The organism is Leptolyngbya sp. AN02str (genome assembly GCF_050565595.1).
Taxonomy (GTDB): Bacteria; Cyanobacteriota; Cyanobacteriia; order Elainellales; family Elainellaceae; genus Kaiparowitsia.
Window position 1 is genome coordinate 86,669 of sequence record NZ_JBNXVR010000014.1, and the last position, 21,086, is coordinate 107,754.

General features: G+C 52.0%; 16 protein-coding genes. 7 read left to right on the forward strand and 9 right to left on the reverse strand.

Going from position 1 to position 21,086, the window contains the following annotated elements; translation table 11 throughout:
• Positions 1–5 precede the first annotated feature (5 nt).
• Positions 6–563, reverse strand: a complete 558-nt coding sequence (gene efp, locus ACQ4M4_RS13105) for an elongation factor P (RefSeq protein WP_430684932.1) — start codon at positions 561–563, stop codon at positions 6–8.
• Between the two features lie 418 nt (positions 564–981).
• Between efp and ACQ4M4_RS13110 the strand changes: the two genes are divergently transcribed.
• Positions 982–1,998 carry a sulfate/molybdate ABC transporter ATP-binding protein gene (locus ACQ4M4_RS13110; RefSeq protein WP_430684933.1) on the forward strand — a complete coding sequence of 339 codons (1,017 nt, stop codon included), beginning with the start codon at positions 982–984 and terminating at the stop codon, positions 1,996–1,998.
• 403 nt (positions 1,999–2,401) lie between these two features.
• Here the strand turns inward: ACQ4M4_RS13110 and ACQ4M4_RS13115 are convergent, their stop codons facing one another.
• Positions 2,402–2,959 carry a DUF305 domain-containing protein gene (locus tag ACQ4M4_RS13115; protein WP_430684934.1) on the reverse strand — a complete coding sequence of 186 codons (558 nt, stop codon included), beginning with the start codon at positions 2,957–2,959 and terminating at the stop codon, positions 2,402–2,404.
• A 907-nt stretch (positions 2,960–3,866) separates the two neighbouring features.
• Here ACQ4M4_RS13115 and ACQ4M4_RS13120 point away from each other — a divergent pair.
• The 5 genes from ACQ4M4_RS13120 (at position 3,867) to ACQ4M4_RS13140 (ending at position 7,675) form a co-directional block, all read left to right on the forward strand.
• Entirely contained in the window at positions 3,867–4,034 is a 168-nt protein-coding gene (locus ACQ4M4_RS13120) for a hypothetical protein (protein ID WP_430684935.1), read from the forward strand.
• A 50-nt stretch (positions 4,035–4,084) separates the two neighbouring features.
• A complete protein-coding gene (locus ACQ4M4_RS13125; RefSeq protein WP_430684936.1) occupies positions 4,085–5,218 on the forward strand; it encodes a sugar ABC transporter substrate-binding protein in 1,134 nt (377 codons plus the stop codon).
• Between the two features lie 196 nt (positions 5,219–5,414).
• Complete coding sequence (locus ACQ4M4_RS13130) at positions 5,415–6,233, forward strand: ATP-binding cassette domain-containing protein (protein ID WP_430684937.1); 819 nt, start codon at positions 5,415–5,417, stop codon at positions 6,231–6,233.
• Positions 6,234–6,251: 18 nt separating this feature from the next.
• Positions 6,252–7,487, forward strand: a complete 1,236-nt coding sequence (locus tag ACQ4M4_RS13135; protein ID WP_430684938.1) for a sugar ABC transporter permease — start codon at positions 6,252–6,254, stop codon at positions 7,485–7,487.
• Positions 7,488–7,519: 32 nt separating this feature from the next.
• Positions 7,520–7,675, forward strand: coding sequence for a hypothetical protein (locus ACQ4M4_RS13140; protein WP_430684939.1), 156 nt, complete (start codon positions 7,520–7,522; stop codon positions 7,673–7,675).
• 119 nt (positions 7,676–7,794) lie between these two features.
• On the opposite strand, the gene menB is transcribed toward ACQ4M4_RS13140, so the two are convergent.
• Positions 7,795–8,625 (reverse strand): 1,4-dihydroxy-2-naphthoyl-CoA synthase, encoded by an 831-nt coding sequence (gene menB, locus ACQ4M4_RS13145; protein ID WP_430684940.1) that lies wholly within the window; start codon positions 8,623–8,625, stop codon positions 7,795–7,797.
• Positions 8,626–8,737: 112 nt separating this feature from the next.
• The gene (gene menD / locus ACQ4M4_RS13150) at positions 8,738–10,582 is read right to left on the reverse strand and encodes a 2-succinyl-5-enolpyruvyl-6-hydroxy-3-cyclohexene-1-carboxylic-acid synthase (protein ID WP_430684941.1); all 1,845 of its coding nucleotides are present in this window, start codon (positions 10,580–10,582) and stop codon (positions 8,738–8,740) included.
• Between the two features lie 135 nt (positions 10,583–10,717).
• Between menD and ACQ4M4_RS13155 the strand changes: the two genes are divergently transcribed.
• Entirely contained in the window at positions 10,718–11,467 is a 750-nt protein-coding gene (locus tag ACQ4M4_RS13155; RefSeq protein WP_430684942.1) for a glycerophosphodiester phosphodiesterase, read from the forward strand.
• Between the two features lie 57 nt (positions 11,468–11,524).
• Here the strand turns inward: ACQ4M4_RS13155 and ACQ4M4_RS13160 are convergent, their stop codons facing one another.
• The 5 genes from ACQ4M4_RS13160 to ACQ4M4_RS13180 form a co-directional block, all read right to left on the reverse strand.
• Entirely contained in the window at positions 11,525–14,968 is a 3,444-nt protein-coding gene (locus ACQ4M4_RS13160) for a sensor histidine kinase (RefSeq protein ID WP_430684943.1), read from the reverse strand.
• Between the two features lie 529 nt (positions 14,969–15,497).
• Positions 15,498–16,823, reverse strand: coding sequence for a glutamine synthetase family protein (locus ACQ4M4_RS13165; protein ID WP_430684944.1), 1,326 nt, complete (start codon positions 16,821–16,823; stop codon positions 15,498–15,500).
• Positions 16,824–17,270: 447 nt separating this feature from the next.
• On the reverse strand, positions 17,271–18,410 hold the full coding sequence (locus ACQ4M4_RS13170) for an aromatic ring-hydroxylating oxygenase subunit alpha (RefSeq protein WP_430684945.1): 1,140 nt from the start codon (positions 18,408–18,410) through the stop codon (positions 17,271–17,273).
• Positions 18,411–18,551: 141 nt separating this feature from the next.
• Positions 18,552–19,991 (reverse strand): FAD-binding domain-containing protein, encoded by a 1,440-nt coding sequence (locus ACQ4M4_RS13175; protein WP_430684946.1) that lies wholly within the window; start codon positions 19,989–19,991, stop codon positions 18,552–18,554.
• A 250-nt stretch (positions 19,992–20,241) separates the two neighbouring features.
• Positions 20,242–20,880 (reverse strand): histidine phosphatase family protein, encoded by a 639-nt coding sequence (locus ACQ4M4_RS13180; RefSeq protein ID WP_430684947.1) that lies wholly within the window; start codon positions 20,878–20,880, stop codon positions 20,242–20,244.
• Positions 20,881–21,086 lie beyond the last annotated feature (206 nt).

Sequence of the window (21,086 nt, forward strand, 5' to 3'; positions counted from 1 at the left end):
ACACGCTATTCACGACCCAGATAGGTATCCGTCCGGGTATCAATCTTAATTCTTTCACCAACGGAGATAAAAAGGGGCACCATCACGGTCGCTCCCGTTTCAACTTTGGCTGGTTTGGTACCACCCGTGGCCGTATCTCCCTTCACACCAGGATCGGTTTCAGTAATTTCCAACACGACCGAGTTGGGCAGTTCTACCTCTAGCACCTGCTCATTCCACCGAACCACGCTCACTTCCATACCTTCTTTGAGGTACTTAACGCGATCGCCAATTTCACTGGCCGACAGCCGACCTTCCTCGTAGGTATCCATATCCATGAAGACGAAATCGTCCCCTTCTCGATAGGTGTGTTGCATCACACTCTTTTCGATAATGGCTTGAGGAACCGTTTCTCCCGCACGAAACGTACGCTCAACGGTATTTCCGGTTTGTACGTTCTTGAGTTTGGTGCGCACAAACGCCGAGCCCTTACCGGGTTTTACATGAAGAAATTCAACTACACGCCACACCGAGCCATCAAGAACGATACTGACGCCGGGACGAAAGTCATTACTGGAAATCATGAATCTTGTTGCTAGGGGAGAACAATGGCATCTAATTTTACCGCTAGATGGTGCTCAGAGTTTATCTCGATTGCAACAGCGACAACCAAAGAAACTGACAAACCGTTGCGGCGATTTGGCTTGTATGAGAATTGCATGAGGCGAAGGTTGAATCAGCAAAGAGACCACAAAGTGACAGAATATCTGAAGATTCACCCAATTTTTTGTGATATAAATCTACAGTAAGCACATCGAGAAACTGGATTTTGATGGTTTCAGGCCGATTGAACCTGTTGGTTACGAGCTGATTGGGTCTCGAGCCGATTCGTCGTGAACTGATTGGTCGCTCGGTCGAAGCATTGGCGAAGTCAGAATATTGGTTTAGATGTTGGTACAGGCTATCTTGGCAACTTTGTAGCGCTAATTTGAGGTAGGGTTCGTGGGTATCGTTGCACAGGACGTATCAAAGCAGTTTGGCAGCTTCAAAGCTCTCGATCAGGTCAATCTCGAAATTAAAACTGGCTCGCTAGTGGCGCTACTGGGGCCATCGGGTTCTGGGAAATCTACCCTACTTCGCCTCATTGCGGGTTTAGAAAGGCCTGATACCGGACGGATTTTTTTGACCGGACGCGATGCCACTTATCAAAGTGTGCAGGAACGCAATATTGGCTTTGTGTTTCAACACTATGCTTTGTTTAAGCACCTCACCGTGCGCAAAAATATTGCCTTTGGACTGGAAATTCGCAAAACTGACCCCAAACGAATTCGCAATCGAGTTGAGGAACTGCTGGAGCTGGTGCAGCTAAAAGGATTGGGCGATCGCTATCCATCTCAACTATCGGGTGGTCAACGGCAGCGAGTTGCCCTGGCCCGCGCCCTGGCTGTAGAACCCAAGGTGCTGTTGCTAGATGAACCTTTTGGTGCGTTAGATGCCAAAGTTCGAAAAGATTTGCGCGCCTGGCTACGTCGTTTGCATGACGAAGTGCACGTTACCACTGTATTTGTGACCCACGACCAAGAAGAAGCGATGGAAGTGGCCGATGAACTGGTGGTGATGAGCAACGGCAAGGTAGAGCAGGTGGGTACCCCCGCCGAAATTTACGATAATCCGGCGTCGGCCTTTGTTATGAGCTTCATTGGCCCGGTGAATGTGTTGCCCAGCACTTCCAACATCTTTCAGGGCAATGGGTTTGATTCGCCCCACCCTGAAGTGTTTCTGCGGCCTCAGGATGTCGTGATTGAGGTACAGCCCAATGGCACTACGGTTCCTGCTCGTGTGAGCCGCCTCATTCACTTAGGTTGGGAAATCCAAGCTGAGTTGACGCTAGATGATGGACAGGTGGTTAATGCACATTTGACTCGCGATCGCTACGATGAACTGAAGCTAGAGCCCAATCAGCGCGTTTATGTGAAACCCAAAGGGGCCAAGGCTTTTCCGCTGTACTACTCGATCTAAAGTTCGTTAGACCGCGGCGAAGAGGTCACCAACAGGATGCCCATGTCCTCAGGTAATTGGTCTTGCGGTCGTTTTGGCGATCGCAGATAGCTATAGCGCTATTGCAGCATAGATGATGGCAGCCTACCCTCTGGCCAACGGTAATATCAGTTCTCTATCGTCGGGCTACAGATTCCGTCGCCCGCGAATGAATTGTGGGCTAGCCTGGTAAGTCCACAAAACGTAGACTGAAAGGATTCTGTAGCCAGGTCTTAGTCCGGCCAGGACTTTCCCTCATTAGCCCGCAATTCTATTCGCGGGCTAATGAGCAACATAGGATTTGTAGCTAACATCAATCGAATTGATATTAGAGGGACTGTGAGCTGGTCTCTCTGGGTGAATGGAGCTTGTCATCTGGGCTGAGTCACTGTACGACCTGTCTAATCTCATCTGCCATCTCAGGCGTAATGGCCGTAGAGCGAGGCTGAAGTGCGGTTGTACCTTGTTCTCCATTTTGCTCGATATCTTGAATCAGCAGTTTCATCTCTTCAATTTCGCGGATCTGAGATTCAATGATCTGGTCTGCCAGTCTGCGAACGCGCGGGTCGCTAATGCTTGCTTTACGTGCGTTGTTGATGGCGATGGAATGGTGAGGAATCATCGAGCGCATGAACGTAACATCACTGATGGCTGCTTGACTTCTGTTGATGGAAAGCAGGACAGTGCCTGCTAGCACGGCTACTGCCAGAACCACAATCTTGGTGAGCCTGCCGACAAACATGGACCACATGGATGCCAACATCTCAGCCGTCATGACGCATCCCATCACCAAAGACGAAATCACACGGTTGATGCTGAGTGTGGCGTGATCAACCGTGTAGAGCAACTGATACATGAGGAAGAACATGATCAGGGTGGAGATTGCGATCGTTATCGCAAAACGGCCCCAGCTCATGCCCATCATCTGCTTTTGCTGATTCATGGCTCCTCCTTCGTTCAAGATGCGGCACAAAAGCTTAGTGTGCTTAAACGTCCCGCTGCTCCGGTTTGGATCGCACCTGGACGATAGAACACACAATTAAAATCGACATTGACCTTAGGAACGAAAGCGCGACATTGAATCGGGAATACAAACCGTGAAATTGAGTGAATCGAACAGGATTCAAACAAGGTTTAACAGTTACCGCCAAACTGGTCTTACGGGTTATTCGCTTCAATCCCTCAATCATTCGTGTGATGGAAAGGGCCATAGCTTCAGGTTTTTGCAAAAAGGCAGTTTACTGAGGGCTCATATTTCTGGATTGTTTCAAAAGCTTGGAACTTTTTTTTACCTTGAAGCGGCTTTGCCAAAGATGTAAGTTGGCTCAGAAAAAGTCGGTAATGTTGAGTCATAGGTTTAAGCACGAATATTCATCTTTTTACGTTTTTGAACTAACTCATCCGCCAGGGTGTTGACAGGGAGTTGACAGGGAGTTGTTTAGTTTAGAGATGTGAATAGAACCATAATTGATAGGTGTAGATGGTAGCTGAAGTTACAATTTATTGCCCAAAACCCCTACTTTTCTAAGAAATCTGCACAATAAAAATTATGTTGCGCTTGGTAGTCACTTTCTGTTTCCATTATTCACTTGTAACTTTTTTATTCATTTAGATTTCTGAAATTTCCCCCCTCATTTCTTTAAATTTCACGACGAGATACGGCGATCGCTTGATGAGTTTCTAGAGAGTTTGATTGCCTTTTTGTAGGTTTTTTGGGTTTGTTTTTGGTCTTGCTGTTAGAAGCTGCGATCGCGAAATAATCTACGATTTCTATCTTTTGATAGATGGCGCGATCGCTCTAGTTCTTTAGCTCGTCTCTTGAGTTCATGGGCGATAACAATTGAACTCACATGGACTCACAGAGCAATCTGCTGAGCGAAATCGCTTTGGAAATTAGCGGATATTTCGTGATTGCGATCGCTGAATTGGCCAAGAGTATTCAGTTAGCAACTGCGGCATTTCAGCAAACCTACAACGCAACCCAAAACGCCAACATTGCCAGATTTTCTATTGCTTGAAGAGCTGGCTTGTATTCACCCATTTCATCGATAAGGAGACCCGTGCACCCATGGTTAAGATTGGTTCCGCTGCTCTAAAATTCCTGCCCCTGGTGGGGTTATTGGCGCTTGCTGCCTGCAGTGGCCGCACCAGCAATACTGACGCTGCAAATGAACGATTTAGTGCGGCAGAAGGCTGTACAAATGTGGGTATTCTTTTGCCCGAGTCCGATTCATCTGCCCGCTACGAAGCCTACGATCGCCCCTTACTAGAGCAAGAAATTAAGGCCGCGATTCCGGATGTCACTATCCAATATGCCAATGCCAACAACAACGCCACCACCCAGCAAAACCAGGCCGAAGCCGCTCTCACCAAAGGGGCCTGCATTTTGGTGGTAGACCCCAACGATAGTGAACAGGCCGCCGTAATTGTGCAATCGGCCAAAGCCAGCGGAGTTCCTGTAATTGCCTACGATCGCCTCATCCAAGACCCTGACCTAGCCTACTATGTATCGTTTGACAATAAGCGCGTAGGCGAATTGCAAGGTGAGTACATCGCCGAACAATTGCAAGAAGGCAACTATGGCCTACAAGAAGGGGCCAACATTGCCATGATCAACGGTTCTCAAACCGATAACAACGCCCTTCTGTTCCGCGAAGGAGCGATCGAGAAAATTCAACCGCTCGTGGATGACGGGGATTTGAACCTTGTGTTTGACCAGTACACCCCCAACTGGGACAACAACCGGGCTCAAAGTTTGATGGAAGGCGTATTAACCAAAGAAAGCAACGATATCCAGATTGCTTACGTAGCCAACGACGGCATGGCCAACACGGTCATTGCTGCGCTGCGGGCTCAAAACCTGAACGGCCAAGTGCTGGTTACAGGGCAAGATGCGACCCTCACCGGAATTCAAAACATCTTGACGGGTGACCAAGCCATGACGGTGTACAAGCCCATTATTGAAGAGGCTCGCGCCACTGCTCAGCTTGTTGCAGCTTTGCACCGTGGCGAAGATCCGGGTTCATTGGTGAATGGAGAAACCGAAGTGACGGGCGGAACCATGATTCCCTCAGTATTGGCGACTCCCATTGCGGTTGACATTAACAATGTGGAAGACACCGTGATTAAGGATGGCTACCTGAAGCTAGAAGACATTTGTAACGGACTCCCGGCTGGTGCTGGCGGGATTTGTCCCGAATAGCGGATTGGGTTGGCGAGGCTGCTGAGGCGGCATCGTCAACAGGCATGGGATTGACGCCATTGGATGATGTGGCGCGGACTTGGACGATGCCACATCATCCTAGGCTCTTAGGCGTTTTGTCCAAAGTGCGTCTGTCTTGCGGTGCTCGGCAAGCGTGTCTATGAAGCGAGCGGATATTTTTAAGGATGCAAAGACTATGACAAACGGGGTTGTGCTGACTGAAACTAACCAACCGACTCCCCAAGGGCGTGTACCTCGGCTTCAGTTGCAAGGCATCAACAAATATTTTGGTGGGGTACATGCCCTTAAGCATGTGGATTTTGAGGTGTTTGATGGAGAGGTTGTCGGCTTGGTTGGAGACAACGGGGCTGGCAAATCAACGCTGATCAAAACTATGTCGGGGGCGTACATTCCCGATGAGGGTGGTATTTATCTGGATGGTGAGCGCGTTACCATTCAAAGCCCACAGGACTCGACCCGGTTGGGCATTGAAACGGTGTACCAGGACTTGGCGCTGTGCGACAACTTGGATGTTGTCGGCAATTTGTGGCTGGGGCGTGAAGCTCACAAAACTCTGATTCCTGGTGTTTTGAAGGTGTTGGATGAAACGGAAATGGAGCGGCAAACGCTCGATGTGCTGAAGACGCTGGATGTGAAGATTCCTTCGGTGCGATCGCCCGTTGCCACTCTATCTGGCGGTCAGCGGCAGTGTATTGCCGTTGCCAAAACGATTTTGCGAAAGCCCAAAGTAGTGCTGCTTGATGAGCCAACCGCCGCCCTGGGGGTTGCCCAAACTCGCCAAGTGCTGAATTTGATTCATCGACTCAAAGATCAAGGCTTGGCTGTGGTGGTGATTTCTCACAACCTGCACGATGTGTTTGAAGTGACCGATCGCATCATTGTCATGCGGCTAGGCCAGCGGATTGCCACGTTTGACACGGCTACCGCATCGCGCGAAGAGGTGGTGGGTGCCATTACTGGAGCAACAGTTGCTTCGGCTCAAGATATCGCTTAACAAGAGGGCAACTCAAGTATGAAAAGTTTGGATCGGGAAACCCCTCCGAGTGGGGAGAATCAAGCCCTGGTTACTACCAACGAGCCAGCCAGACGACCTACGTTTAGCGTGCGATCGCTGATGCGGGGCGATATGGGCTTCATTCCTGTATTGCTGACCCTGGCACTCATTACAATTTACTTTCAGGTCACCACCAGTGGCGTGTTCCTGCAAGCCCGAAACCTCACCAACCTGACGCAACAGATTGTGGTGATTAGCATTTTGAGTGTGGGCGCGGTGCTGGTGCTGCTGCTGGGGGAAATTGACCTGAGCTTGGCCGCAGTCGCACAGGCGTGTGCGGCGATTATGGCGGTGCTGTCGGTTTATCACAACTTTGGCCCGTGGCTGGCCATTGTGTCGGCGCTGGCCGTGGGTGCATTGATTGGCCTGGTGAACGGATTTTTTGTTGCGGTGTTGCGAGTGCCGTCCTTTATTGTGACGCTGGCCGGCTCCATTGGCTATGCAGGGCTGCTGCTGCTGGTGATGGGCCGCCAAACAACTCTGATTGTGCGCGATCCGGTCATTCGTTCGCTGGCTCCAACGTATTGGGATTCTATTTGGGGTTGGAGTGTGCCGCTGGTATTGGTGGCGCTCTATGCGCTGGGGTTGTGGTATGAGCGTAAGCGTCGTTCCCAGGCGGAACTGTCTGTTCGGCCCATGGCGCAGGTGAGCGCTCAAATGATTATTGCGGTGGCGATCGCCCTCATTCTCATTGGCTTGTTTGAATCCTACCAGGGGGTGCCCCAGTCGGTGATGATTTCCCTGGGCATTATCGTCCTATTTTGGATGGTGCTGAAGAAGACCCTGTTTGGCCGCCATTTGTATGCTGTTGGTGGCAATGCCGAAGCCGCTCGTCGGGCGGGGATTAACGTGGTGCGGATGAAAATGACGGTGTTTATGATGGCCTCGGTGTTGGCTGCGATCGCCGGAATCATGCTCACCTCTCGCAGTACCGCTGTTGCCACGCAAGTCAGCTCGACCTTGTTGCTAAATGCGATCGCCGCTGCTGTTATTGGTGGGGTGAGCTTGTTTGGCGGGCTTGGTTCGGTCTGGGCGGTGGTGCTTGGAGCCCTGGTCATTGGTAGCTTGGACAACGGTCTAGACCTACTCAACCAAGACCAAAGTGTAAAAAGCATGGTGCAAGGTGGCGTATTGCTCCTGGCGGTGACCGCAGATGCGCTCGTGCGGCGATCGGGTGTGCGGGTTGGTAAGTAGGAGTGTGGCGTGAAGAGGTGAACGTTGAGGGGATGGCGTTTTTGTTCTCGTCTCTGCTGAACAGCAAGTTGGGGCGATCGCACCTGTCGATGCACCTCACGCTCCAACCTGTTTCGACTGAGATGCCCCATGGCCTTATCGATAAGGCCATGGGGCTTTTCTCCCGTCAGTTGTGGATTAGCCAATAGCCAAAGCCCATCCGTCTCTGGTTGGCTTCAGGACTGACGCAGTTGAATGATGGTTAAAGCGCTAAACGCTTTAACCATCATTCAACCCCCTGTTTTTTGGATGGCGCAGACGATCGAACCTACGGCAACCAAGGATATTGCCGAAAATTTGGCTTTCGCTTATCCAAAAACGCCTGTTTCCCCTCGCTTCCTTCCTCCGTCATGTAATACAGCAACGTTGCATTCCCTGCCAGTTCCTGCAACCCCGCCTGCCCATCGCAATCTGCATTAAACGCCGCTTTCAGGCAGCGAATGGCGATCGGGCTTTTCTCCAGAATTTCCTGTGCCCAGGCAACTCCTTCTACTTCTAATTGCTCTACGGGCACGACATGGTTTACCAGGCCCATGTCTAGCGCTTGTTGGGCATCGTATTGCCGACACAGATACCAAATTTCCCGCGCTTTTTTTTGTCCGACAATTCGTGCTAGGTAGCTGGCCCCAAATCCGCCATCAAAACTGCCCACTTTCGGCCCCGTTTGCCCAAAGATGGCATTATCTGCCGCAATGGTGAGATCACATACAATATGCAGCACATGCCCGCCCCCGATCGCATAACCCGCCACCAGTGCAATCACCACCTTGGGCATCGAGCGAATCAACCGCTGCAAATCCAACACGTTGAGTCGAGGAATACCCTCCTCATCCATGTAGCCTGCCTTGCCGCGCACACTCTGGTCGCCGCCAGAGCAAAAGGCGTACTTGCCATCGGTATGTGGCCCTGCGCCTGTTAGCAGCACAACACCGATCGAGGTATCCTCCCGCGCATCTACAAATGCTTCGTAGAGTTCCACAATCGTTTGCGGACGGAATGCGTTGCGCTTGTGGGGCCGATTGATGGTGATTTTGGCGATACCATCGGCTTTGTGGTACAGGATGTCGGTGTAGGTTTTGGCGGTGTTCCAGGTTGTCATGGCGAATTCGCTAACGGCAGAAATCCATTGGGGGTGGGTTTCGAATCTGGGGTTATGGTTAGAACATCACCTCCACTGGGCAACGGTGTGAAGGGATGAGCCGGAGACTATCTTATCCTTTTGCTTGCCCCTCGGGTGCTTTCTGCCCAAGCGTTTGTCGGAGCCATTGGGCATTCGCTTTGCGATCGCACCTGACCTCTAGCAGCCGAATCCCGCTGGTTGGCAAGTGGGATACGCACTGTTCCAACTGTTTCCACGACTGAATTGGGATATACTCCACGCCATACACTGCACAGAGCTTGGCAAACTCAATGCGTTGCGGTGTGGCAAAAAAATCCTCAAAAGGTGGCTCAAACTGGGCGATCGCCAGGGTTTCAAAAATACCGCCGCCGTTATTGTTGATCAGCACGATAGTGAGATGGCCTCGCAGTTTGGAGCCAATGAGCAAGCCATTTGTGTCGTGCAGCAGTGCCAGATCGCCTGTAAGCAATACCCCACTGCGATCGCCATGTACCACTCCCAGCGCTGTAGAAAGGGTGCCATCAATGCCATTGGCCCCCCGGTTAAAGTAGGGCTGCACCTGTAACTGGTTGGGTTGCCAAAACCATTCCACATCCCGAATCGGCATGCTGTTGGCAATAAACAGCGGTGTCTTGAACGGTAAACTGCGCGATAGCATCCAGGCCACTTTCCCTTCGATCCATTCCTGCATGGGCGAGAAGATGTGATTGATACTCGCCTGGGCGTGGACTTCGGCACTGAGCCAGTTTGATAGGTAATTCCCTGGTGCTGGGGTGGCTGAGGGGGCGATCGCCTGGGCCACTTCTTCCACCGAATGGTCAAGGTGAGTTGTCCGCAGATGCAGTGGGTCTAAGTTGCGATCGCCCGCATCAATGACCCACTGCAACGGCTGCGTTTGCTGGAGCCACGATCGCAGCTCTTTGCTGGTGGGCGTTTCGCCAATCCGAATCACGACTTCCGGCACCAGCATCTCACGCTGAACTGAGTCGCGCAAAATCCAGTCGTAGGCTGCGATGAGATAGGGATTGAGCGCCGCATAGTTTCGCAGGGGCGATAGCCCTTCTGCCAGCACTGGATAGCCCAGCGTTTTGGACAGATGGGCGATCGCCTTGCAGTAGGCTTCTGCGTCTTCTGGCTGCGCTGGCCCCGCTATGATGATGCCCCGTTCTACCCAAGGCAACGTAGAACAAGAAATAGGCCGAGAACCCATCCCAACCTCGAATGCTTGGGATGGCGCCAATCCCGCAAAAAAGTGCGCCTCGCTGAACCCTTGCCTCAACTGCGTCACCTCCGGTTGGGGAACAGGCGCTAACGGATCGCGAAACGGGCAGTTTAAATGCACCGCGCCAGCGTTGGGAGAGTGCGATCGCGCCCAAGCGTGTACCGCCATTTGCCGCACATAGGCCAGCATGGTTTGATCCGCCATGGGCACCGCCAACTCGTGATACCAGCGGACGTAGTCTCCAAACAGCTTTTGTTGGTCGATGGTTTGGCCTGCGTTGCAGTCGCGTAGCTCTGGTGGGCGATCGGCGGTGAGCACCAGCAGGGGAACCTGGCTTTCGTGCGCTTCAATGACGGCAGAGTAGAAGTTGGCCCCAGCCGTACCCGACGAGCATACCAGGGCGACCGGGGTGTGCGATCGCCGCGCCAACCCCAGCGCAAAAAACGAAGCTGATCGCTCATCTAAAACGGGAATCGCTTCAATATCGGGATGCTGAGCAAAGGCAATCGCCAGCGGAGCCGATCGCGACCCCGGACACACCACGGCTACCTTCAGCCCCAGCCGCGCTAACGTTTCCACTAGGATCGACGCCCACAGCGTATTCAAATTGCGAAAATCGATTGGCATGCTAGCCTCACCGCACAAGCGTTCTGCATTGTATCGCACCTGTTTGGGGAGATCGGCCATCGGCTGAAAGAAGAGGGGTTTCCCCATAAACTTCAGGATTCTCTGTGATCTAGGGCAAGATTAGATTTAGGGCAAGATTGTGTGACACGATGCACGGATCCGTGGCCCGATGGGGATAATGTGGGCTGTGGGTAAGTTGGCATGCGCTAGGTGAGGGGGGTTATGCGACCGCAGATTATCGCCCATCGGGGTGCTTCGGCATACGAAAAAGAAAATACGCTCATGGCCTTTGAAAAGGCGATCGCGCTAGGGGCCGACATGATTGAGTTCGACGTGCGGCTGACCCGAGATAAAGTGTTGATCATTTACCACGATCCAACCCTGCGGAACTATCCCATCCGTAAGCTCACCTATGGCGAAATTTTGAGTGTTGATCCCGATGTGCCCACTCTGGCCTCTGCCCTGGAGGTTTGCCAGGGGCGTATTCGGCTAGATGTGGAAATTAAGGTGATGCGGTGCGAAAAAGAAATCGTCAAGCTGTTGCTGGCGGCCTATCAGCCTGATCAGTTTGTGGTCACATCTTTTTATCCCATTGTGTTGCAGCGGGTGAAAAAGAAATGCCCCGACATTACAACGGGGTTTTTGTTTGGGGATGTGACGGTGGATGTGTGCAAATCGCTGCGGTGTAGTGCCAATTCGGTTCGCAAACGAGTGCGAAAAATGAAGGCCGATTTTATCGCCCCTGACTGGCAACTGTTGGACAGTAAGCTGCTGTCTAAGGTGGTGACTGAACTGCCAATTTGGCTGTGGACGGTGAATGAAGCCGAGGTGATGAGCCAAGTAATTTCTGACCCGCGCATTCACGGCATTATTACCGACAAGCCCGATTTGGGCATGGATATTCGACAGCAGCATGTTAGCGCCTTCCACGAACGAGACAGGCTCGCTTGCGATCGCACCGTGACTGGGTAAGTTCCCATGGGGAGAGATCAGGTTAGGGCTGGCTTCTAGGCGATCGATTTTGGTTGGTTACGCTGGGGGCGCGATCGCCAAACTGGGAATTTGCACCACAAACTCAGTGGTTTGGTGCTGGCTTCTAACCTGAATTTGGCCATGCAAGCGCTCAACTCGTTTGGCGACCAGAGCCAGTCCTAACCCAGTCCCATCATGCCTCCACGGGTCGTCATTGGGAATGCGATAGAACTTGGTAAAAATTTTAGAAAACTCCGCTGATGGAATTTCGATGCCGGTGTTGCGAATCGTAATTTGAACCGTGACTGGAGGCGTCGCGATCTGGCGTTGCGCTGGTATGGGGAGATTCGGCTTGTGTGGGTGGGTTGACTGAACTTGGGCAGAGTTTGGCTCGACAGACTCAACGAGAATTTCGATCGTTTCACGGCTAGGAGTGTATTTCGAGGCATTGTGCAATAGCTCAGTCACAATGCGTTCTAGGTAGGTAAAGTCTGTGGTGATAGATGGTAAGTCGTTGGGAATGGTGCAAATGAGGGTTTGCTGCTGTTGTTGCGTACGAAGCATGAAAGGTTCTGCAATGTGAATGAGCCAGTCGCGGAGCGGCAAGCTTGCCAGCATCAAGGGGTCTGTTTCAGATTCAAGGTGCGATAGCTCAAGCAGATCGTTGATCAGAGCCGTTTCACGCGCGCATTCATCATTCAGTACCGTGAGGTATTCTGTCGCCTGTTGGCGATCGCTTTCCGAAAGCGTTGTTTGTTGCAAGAGCAGCTCTAACATCCCTGTGGCCATTTTAATGTTGGACATGGGCGATCGCAGCTCATGGGAGACCGTGCATAGAAAATTATCTTTTAGCTCATTCAGTTTTTCTAATTGCTGAATGTGTTCTTGGGCTTTTTGGTAGAGTCGGGATTGGCGAATGGCGATCGCACACTGATTTGCCACTTGTTCCACTAAGCAAACTTCAAACGCTTCAAAAACCAGATTTTTTGGCCGAAATAGCCACAAATCACCCAAAATTCCTTGATCATCAATAATGGGGCACACCAGCAGCGCATATTCACGCTTATTGTGGCGAATGGAGGGGCAGTCTCCCCAGCAAAACTGAAGGCTATAGCCGTTAAAGATTTGCGCATAAATCTCGGTATGCTCATCCATGTGAATGGTTCTGTGCTGGGCGGGTTGCACCGTCACCGTGTACTCATAGGCAATAGTTGACAGCCGATGCTCCATGTCGTAAATGCCCGAATCGCAGCAATCGAGCGAAAGCCCTAGCACCAGCTCTTGCACCACCGTTTGCATGATGTGGTCTTCGTTCAAACTATCGCGAACCTTTTCGGTGATGCGTCGTAGTAGGGCTTCAAAGTCAAGACTGCGTTGTAGCTCAAACGTTCGCTGCTGCACTTGGGATTCCAGATGCATATTGAGGCGTTGCACCTGTTCAAAGAGATGAGATTGCTGAATGGCGATCGCCAACTGGTCGGCAATGGTACGAGCTACGTCTACTTCCCAGGTTTGCCAACCTTGGGGCTTGTTGCGCGTAATACAGTGCAAACTGCCCCACACGGTGGACCCAACCTGAAGCGGAATCAGGAGCCACTGTCCTGGAAAAATTTGCCCCAACGATTGATTGGTCGAGTCTGTCAGAGCTGAGGTGTCGTCGATCTGCACGACTTCGGCTTGCCGTAGCCGATCGGCGATCGCGTTATCTTCATCGGGAATGACCGAACCTAAAAATGCAGGATAGTCGCATCGCTGTCGATGCTCCATCCGAACCCACCAGCCCTGCAAATCGGGCCGATGTTGGGCAATGGCTGCGTAGCTAATGTCCAAAAGTTGGCACGTTTGCGCCACCGCCGTTTGAAAAATGGTCGCCAGATCCAGCGAATTGCGAATGGCCTGAATGACCTGGCTCAAGGCTTGTTCTCGCTTGGTTTGCAATCGCAGCTTGTGTTCCAACGCTTTGCGATCGGTAATATCCATGGCCAGACCCGTCACCTTCCAGGTGCCCAGCAGGTCGTTCCATTCAGGAGAGTGGCTGCTCGCAATCCAGCGGATGGAACCATCGCGATGCAGAAATTGATATTCAACGGTAATAACGCGCCCTTCAAACACGGCGGCAGCAATCTGTTCCAGCTGGTCTAAATGCTCGGGCAAAACGCGCGATAGCCATAACTGCTTGTCCGTCAAGAATTCTTGAACAGTAAAGCCAAACAGCTTTTCGCATCCTACCGACATATATTCGTATTCCCAATTGCTATTGGGATACAGGTAATAGCTGAATAAATAAGCCGACACATTGCCAAGAATGTAGTCAATTTGTTCTTGGGTAACGCGCAGTTCTAATTCCAGCTTTTTTTGAGCGGTAATGTCAGTTTCAATGGCGGTTACATTCCAACAGCCCTGTTCGTCACTCCACTGGGAGCGGGTAAGGCTAGAAATCCACCGAATAGAGTTGTTGCGATGGAGAAAGCGGTACTCGTGGTGGCTAATGCCTTGGTTTTGAATGGAGTTGTTTTGATCTTGTAAAAAGGTGTCGCGATCGTCGGGTAAAATCCTGGACATCCACAGGGGGCGATCGGCGGTGAGTTGCTCAACCGGAAAGCCAAACAGCAGCTCATTTCCAGCAGAGCAATAGTCGTGCTGGATGGTGCGGTCAGGGTAGAGGCGATAGCACGTAACGGCGATGGGCAAGGTGTCGAGAATGGAGGTGAAGTTGGCTTGGGTTTTTTTCAGTGCTTGCTCTAACTGTTGGCGATCGCTCATATCCGAGACGAACGCAAAGTACCCCCGAATGTGCCCACTGGGGCTTTTGTCCGGCACCAAAATGGCAGCTATCGAGCGCACAATTCCATCTTTGTACGGAATATTGGCCTGATACGTTACCGTTTCACCCTGCAACACCTGCTCAATTTTGTCTTGCACTAAGGCATAGGCTGTATCGCCAATGACTTGGGAGATGTGTTGTCCCTGTAGGGCGACGCGATCGCAGCGAAACCACGATTCGTAGGTGCGATTGACAAATTGATAGTGCTGCTGGCTATCGGTATAGGAGACGCAAATGGGTAATGCATCAATCAGGTGCCATAGCTCTGTGGTGTGGCCATTGTGAGCAGCATCGGCTTGATTTGTTGAGGCTGGCTGTGGGAGTGCCGTCTCAAACACAAGCAGAATCGTGGGTTCGGCAGTGTTCTGTTCAATGCTAAGCTGAGCAGTGGCGATCGCAGGCCAGCCTGAACCTTTTTGAGGTTGTAGGCGGCAGGGCCAACGGTGGCGGGTTTGAGGCGATCGCGACAGGGTTGTGGTTAACTCGGTGGCAAACGCTGCGCGATCGGCAGGATGAATGAACGGCAGCATCGGTTGACCAACCCAGTCCTCTTCGGCACAGCCAAAACGCTCTGCTGCCATTTGGCTCATGCTTAAAATTTTGCCTTGAGCATTAAGGACAACCAGCACGGCTGGAATCTGCTGAGCCAAGAGCCAACTGTCACGAGTCGTTACCACTAGAATCTCTTGAGCAATAGAGGGGTGAACACGTGCCTGACTGTCTTTCCCTTCAGAAGAAAAATGTTGGCTTGGGTGCTGAAATGGCAGGAAGCAATCATTCACTGTAAGGGGATGTTCGAGAAGTATAACAGTGCCATATTCAGCCTTCGAAATCTTGACTTGGCGGAGGATGCTGATGGGGCATGCTCTGGGGAATATTCACGTCATTTCCCTCTCGACTTGGGTGATGGAGAGAGCCGTTTGGCCTCACTCACCAGCCTGAAAACACCCTCTCAGCATGCCCTGCAAATTTGTAGGAATTTCAACAAAAAGACGTGCTAAAAATTGCTCGTCAAAAGTTTATTAATTAAATAAAACATTAGGTGCTTTTTGCGGTGTAGAAAACCGTGAAAGCATTGAACCATCAGTGATTGTCTCGTAGCCGTTGATGTAATTTTTCTCTGATGACAAATCATTCTGAATTCGATTGAGGCATCTCGAATCCTGCTTAAATACGCTGAAAAATACCGTCATTTGGCGGATGTGATTAGTATCGCTCTAATAATAGAGCTACTTCTTGCTCTAGTGTCCACTCTTTCATCGCTTGCCATTCGGCGGTGCGAACCCCAATAAATGCGGTTGACAAGGGCGCTCCCAGCGCATCCAGGAACAGTGGGCTTTGTTGCAAGTGGGCGATCGCATCATTCAAGGTTTGGGGTAGGCGATCAATGCCCTGGTGGGTGCGCTCGTCCTCACTCAGCAGCGCTGGATTGATGGCGAGCGCATCACCGGGTTCTCGCTGTTGCAGCACCCCATCCAGGCCAGCGGCGATCGTGGCACCAAGTGCCAAATAGGGATTGGCGGAAGCGTCTACCGTTTTTAGCTCAATATGGGTGGGGCTGGGCAGGGTGGGATTGGTGGGAACTCGTACGGCTGCTTCGCGATTATCCATGCCCCAGCAGCGGTAAGCTCCACTCCAAAAGTTGGGCTGCAACCGTCGATAGGAGTTGACGCTGGGCGTGGTAAGGGCCATGAGAGCTGGCAAATGATGCAGAATGCCGCCGATAAAGTGACGGGCGATCGCAGAGAGTTCTCCGCCCAGTCCCGGCATCAGGTTTTTGCCGTTTTGCCACAGGCTCAGGTGCAGATGGCATCCACTTCCAGCGTGGTCTTGAAAAATTTTGGGAACGAATGAGGCTGTATAGCCATGGCGATTGGCGATCGCACGCACCGTTTCGCGAAACATAATTTGCCAATCGGCCGCTTGCAGGGCGTGGGTATAGCGAATTGCAATCTCGTGTTGGCCAGGGCCAGATTCGGGATAATACCGCTCAACTGGAATGCCTTGCTGAATTAACGCTGTGGCGATCGCATCAATGACGGGATGATACAAATCCATAGCCTGAGTCGCGGCAAACAGCGTTTTATCCCCAGAGCCCAGCACGCCCGCTTCGGTACGCAACAGGTAAAACTCATTTTCAAACGCAGCCTGAACCGTATACCCAGCCTCGGCGGCACGGGCAATCATGCGGCTCAAAAACGAGCGAGGACACAAGGCCCAAGGCTCGCCTCGGTGCTGCATGGTGCCCATCACCCGGGCATGACCCGTGGCATAGGGCAGTAGTTGCAATGTGCTCCAGTCGGGCGCTAGCCACACCTCGCCGACAGGCCCCAAGCCGCTGTCGGGCACAACGGCATCATACATCACAGGCACACCCTGCTGTCCCTGTGAAATTCCAATCCCGTGCTGCTGATGCTCGGCTAAGAATGTGGTATGAAACGCTTTTCCACGGATAACGTTGGCATTATCGCACCACACAATTCGCACAAAATGAATATCGTTATCCTTTAAGGCTTGCGCGAGCTGATCCATAAATTAGAACGCATATAAAAATGAATATGAATGAGTATAAACGACAGATCTGAGAACGATCTGAGAATGGAGCTTTCCAGTTTTTTCCCCATTGATCGCGGCTAAAAAATTGCGAATGGCATGCCATGAAGAGTCGCTTAAAATCGGTTTTGGCAACCCAAAAATGAATCCTTTTCGAGTGAATAAGATTGGGAAAGATGACGGATTTATCAAAGATAGGGATGATGCACTTCGGATAGAATCCTAAAGATTTTGGGCACTATTTTGTGAACGAAACTTATGGGGAAATTGTCCGATTGTGTTCGTGAATCAAAGGGATGCATGGAGATGCAGCCGTAATGGGTGCTGGTGCTGCAAACTGTGCGGAGGGAAGAGGCTGAAGGAAAATCGTGGCGATCGCGACAGCGGTTATTCCTGCAAGCAGGAGTGAATGGCCAGGTGATGATGTCAATCAGAAGAGGATGGCTGAAGGTGGCCAAGTGCTTGCAGCACTTCGCGATCGATTTCGGCAAGTAAACTCTCTTGGCCCGCATAGAACCCAGGTTGATAGGCCCGTGAACTCACGCCAATCTGCATTGATTCACATAGCTTCCAATCTTGCCGATTCACCAAATCCCATAGCTCGACCATGGGGCTAGGGTCAAAACTGGGCTGGGCGATCGCCGTTGGAGCAAACAACCACTCGCAGGTCACCCGTGTTTGATGAGGGGCAATCGCTTCCAGTCGATGCACCATGACAAAATCGGGCTGGAGGCTCAGCAGCATGGTCGGAAACAGCAAGTAATAGTAGGCTCGTTGCAAATCTTCGTTGGCGACGGTGCCCAGTGTCGGCAGGGTGCGCTGCCCGTGGATGCTAAGGCTGGTGTAAGGTGCATCGATGCTCATGGGGCCACCCAAGATCGACCCACGGTACAAATCATTGGCGGCACTGCCTGCAGACGACAGTTTGGCCAATTCGGGATGGGCCACCGGGCAGTGGTAGCACTCGGAGTAATTCTGCAAAATAATTTTCCAATTGGCGGCAAGGTTGTACTCGATGCGGTGTCCAACCTGAAGCGTGGGTAGCTGCCAATCGCCAAATTTGCCAAGGAGTGGTGCGATCGCCTGCTCAAACGGGATCGGCTGCTCTGCCAAGTTCACGAATATGAATCCTTCCCACCGAGCGATCGCCACGTTGACTAAGGGGAAATCTTCGAGACGGAAGCCCTCGACCGTCTGCATGAAGGGTGCACTTACGAGCGTGCCATCTAGCCCGTATCCCCATGCATGATAGGGACAGCGAATGGTCGCTGCAAAATGACCACTCGTTTCTGTGCACAACTGCGTACCTCGATGACGGCACAGATTGTAAAACCCGTGGATCTCGCCCTTGCGATCGCGCACCAGAATAAGACTTTCGGTGCCGACCTGCCGCAGCATGTAGTCGCCAGTGTTGGCAATCTCAGATTCGCGCCCCACCAACACCCATCGTTGATAAAAGATGCGCTCGGTCTCTTGAGCGTACAGATCAGCAGAGGTGTAGTAATGCCCCGGTAGCGTTTTGGCTCCGCGTCGTAGCGTGGTGGGCGTTTTGCGAAACAGGGTCATAGGTCGCTTGCCGTAGGGGAAGGGGTTGGTCGAGCAGGGGAAACAATGTTGGTGCGAACCGTCGAACTGACTCGCAACTTCCAGGTTACCCAAATGCGAGCTGACCTACGCTGGCTTGTGCAAACTGGGGTGAATCAGGGCTTATGTGTTGTTGCGCGCTTTTTGTTCGGCGTAGCGTTGTTTGAATTCGGCTTGGCGCTTTTTGTGATCCACAATCGGGGCCGGATACCCACAGGCACGGCGATCGCCCGCGTCGATTTTACCCGTGACCAGCGCTTCCGTATCCAGGCTGCTGAGTTCGGGGACCCATTCGCGTATGTATTCCCCATCTGGGTCAAACTTTTGCGCCTGACTGGCAGGGTTAAAAATGCGCAGTGGCTTGGGATCCATGCCACTGGAGGCGCTCCACTGCCAGCCGCCATTATTGGCTGACAAATCCCAATCCATCAACTTTTGGGTAAAGTACCGCTCGCCCTTTTGCCAGTTGATGATCAAATCCTTGGTGAGGAAGCTGGCCACAATCATGCGGCAACGGTTGTGCATCCAGCCTGTCTCGTTCATTTGGCGCATGGCTGCATCCACGATGGGATAGCCGGTGCGCCCCTCGCACCACGCCTGAAAATGCTGCTCGTTATTCTCCCAGGGAAAGTCCTTGAACGGGTCGCGGTAGGGGCCTTCTGCTAGCTCGGGAAAGTGAAACATAACGTGCTGATAAAACTCGCGCCAGGCCAGCTCTTGCCGCCACACGCGAATGCCGCTGCGGGCCTCGTCGCTGCGGGCTTGCTCGTCGGCTTCTGCCGTTGCGGCCCACACGGTACGAATGCCGATTGCTCCAAATTTGAGAGCTGCGCTTAGGGTGGAGGTGCCGGGTATGGCAGGCTGGTTTCGCTGTTCGTCGTAGTCGGTGATGGATTGGTCGCAAAATTCTGCTAGGCGATCGCGCGCTGCCGTTTCTCCCGGTTCCAGCACAAACCCATTGGTCCATTCAAACCCCAGCTTTCGTGCCGTAGGTAGGGCGATCGCCCCTATCTGGGTTGCCTGATCCCGTTCGGCATCACTCAGCCCCTCTGCTTGGGCAAGGTTTGCAACGGGCGCTGCTTTGGGCCGTGCGCTCCAATTTTTCCAAAAGGGTGAGTAGACCGTATAGGGACTACCTGCGCCAGAAACAATTTCCTGCGGATGGTGTAACAGCTGATCCCAAAAGGCTTGATACTCTACCTTGGCCTCGCTCAGGGCGCTGGCGACGGTGCGATCGCGATCGCGCGAGTACGGCTCTACATCTTTGTTCCAATACACGGCGACAGCATTGAGCGTGGTCGCGAGTTTGGGCAAGGCTTGTACGGGTTGATCATGCAAAATCAGCAGTTGGCTGCCGGCTTTTTGATACTGGTCTTGTAGTTCTTTGAGGCAGCCCAGCAGATAGGCCATTCTCACTGGGGCCACATCATCCCGCTCCAAAATGTTGGGATCGAGGCAAAACACCCCTACGACTTTGTCTGAGCGATCGCGCGCGGCGGCTAACCCTACATTGTCAGAAGTTCGCAAATCGCGACGATGCCAAAACAAGATGAGATCGGACATGACGGCAAAAACGGCAAAAAATGGACAGAAAACCAGCGACAGATGACGCCTGTTTGGCCGTGTTTCAAATGTGTGGTGATTGGTTGTGGAAGGGGTGCGTCGCACCCCTTCCACAACCAATCACCACACGTCTAGAACATCACCCGCCTGTTTTAGGGTAATACATCTTGAATTGCCAGGTGGTGATTCCTGGTATAGATGTTCTTAAGCTGGGGTGCCGTCTTTGGGTTGAATTGGGCGCGATCGCCCGTCAGGTGCCTTCTCGATTGCGCAATTCGTCATCCATATAGGCGCGATCGCCCATCCGTTGCAGCATGGGACCAAACTTGGTGAACTTGACCACGCTAACGGCACCCGCTGGCATATCAATGCGATCGCGATACCGTCCCAAATCAATGCCCAGCAAGCTGCATAAAATAATGCGAATGGTCGCCTTGTGCGAGACCACCAAAACATTGCCATGGGTGTGGGCAGCTTCAATTTCGGCAATCACGCTCATCGCACGGGTGGCAATTTGAACAGCGGTTTCTCCATTGGCTGGAGCATTCCACGCAGGTTCCGTCATCCAGTTCAAATATTCATCCAAAAACTGGGTCTTTACCAACCCGGGAAGCGCATCCTCCCATGTTCCATATTGCATCTCCTTTAAGCCATCTCGAATTTGCATCGTTTGCCCAATGGCTGTGCATAGTGGCGTTGCTGTGGCAATGGTTCGCTTCATGGGGCTCACATATACGGCTTCCCATGTTTGGTGTTGATAGGTATCCGCAAACGCTTGTGCCATTTGAACTCCTGCCTCAGTAAGCTCAGGATTCATGGCCCCACAGTAGCGCCCGGTTTGGCTATAGGTGGTTTCGCCATGCCGCAAAAAGTACAGAGTTAAGCTCATAACAAATGACCGAAAATGACCGACTTGAATAGGATGAATGTAACGCTGTTGAAACGGATAGATTTTGATAGGACTTAGGTACGTCATCCGAAAAACCAGGGGTTGAATGATGATTGGGACGCTTAGCGCTCCAAGTCATTCAATTGCATCAGCCCTGTTTGAGTATGAATGCAAATAAATGGGTGTAAATGCAGCGTTGCACTTAC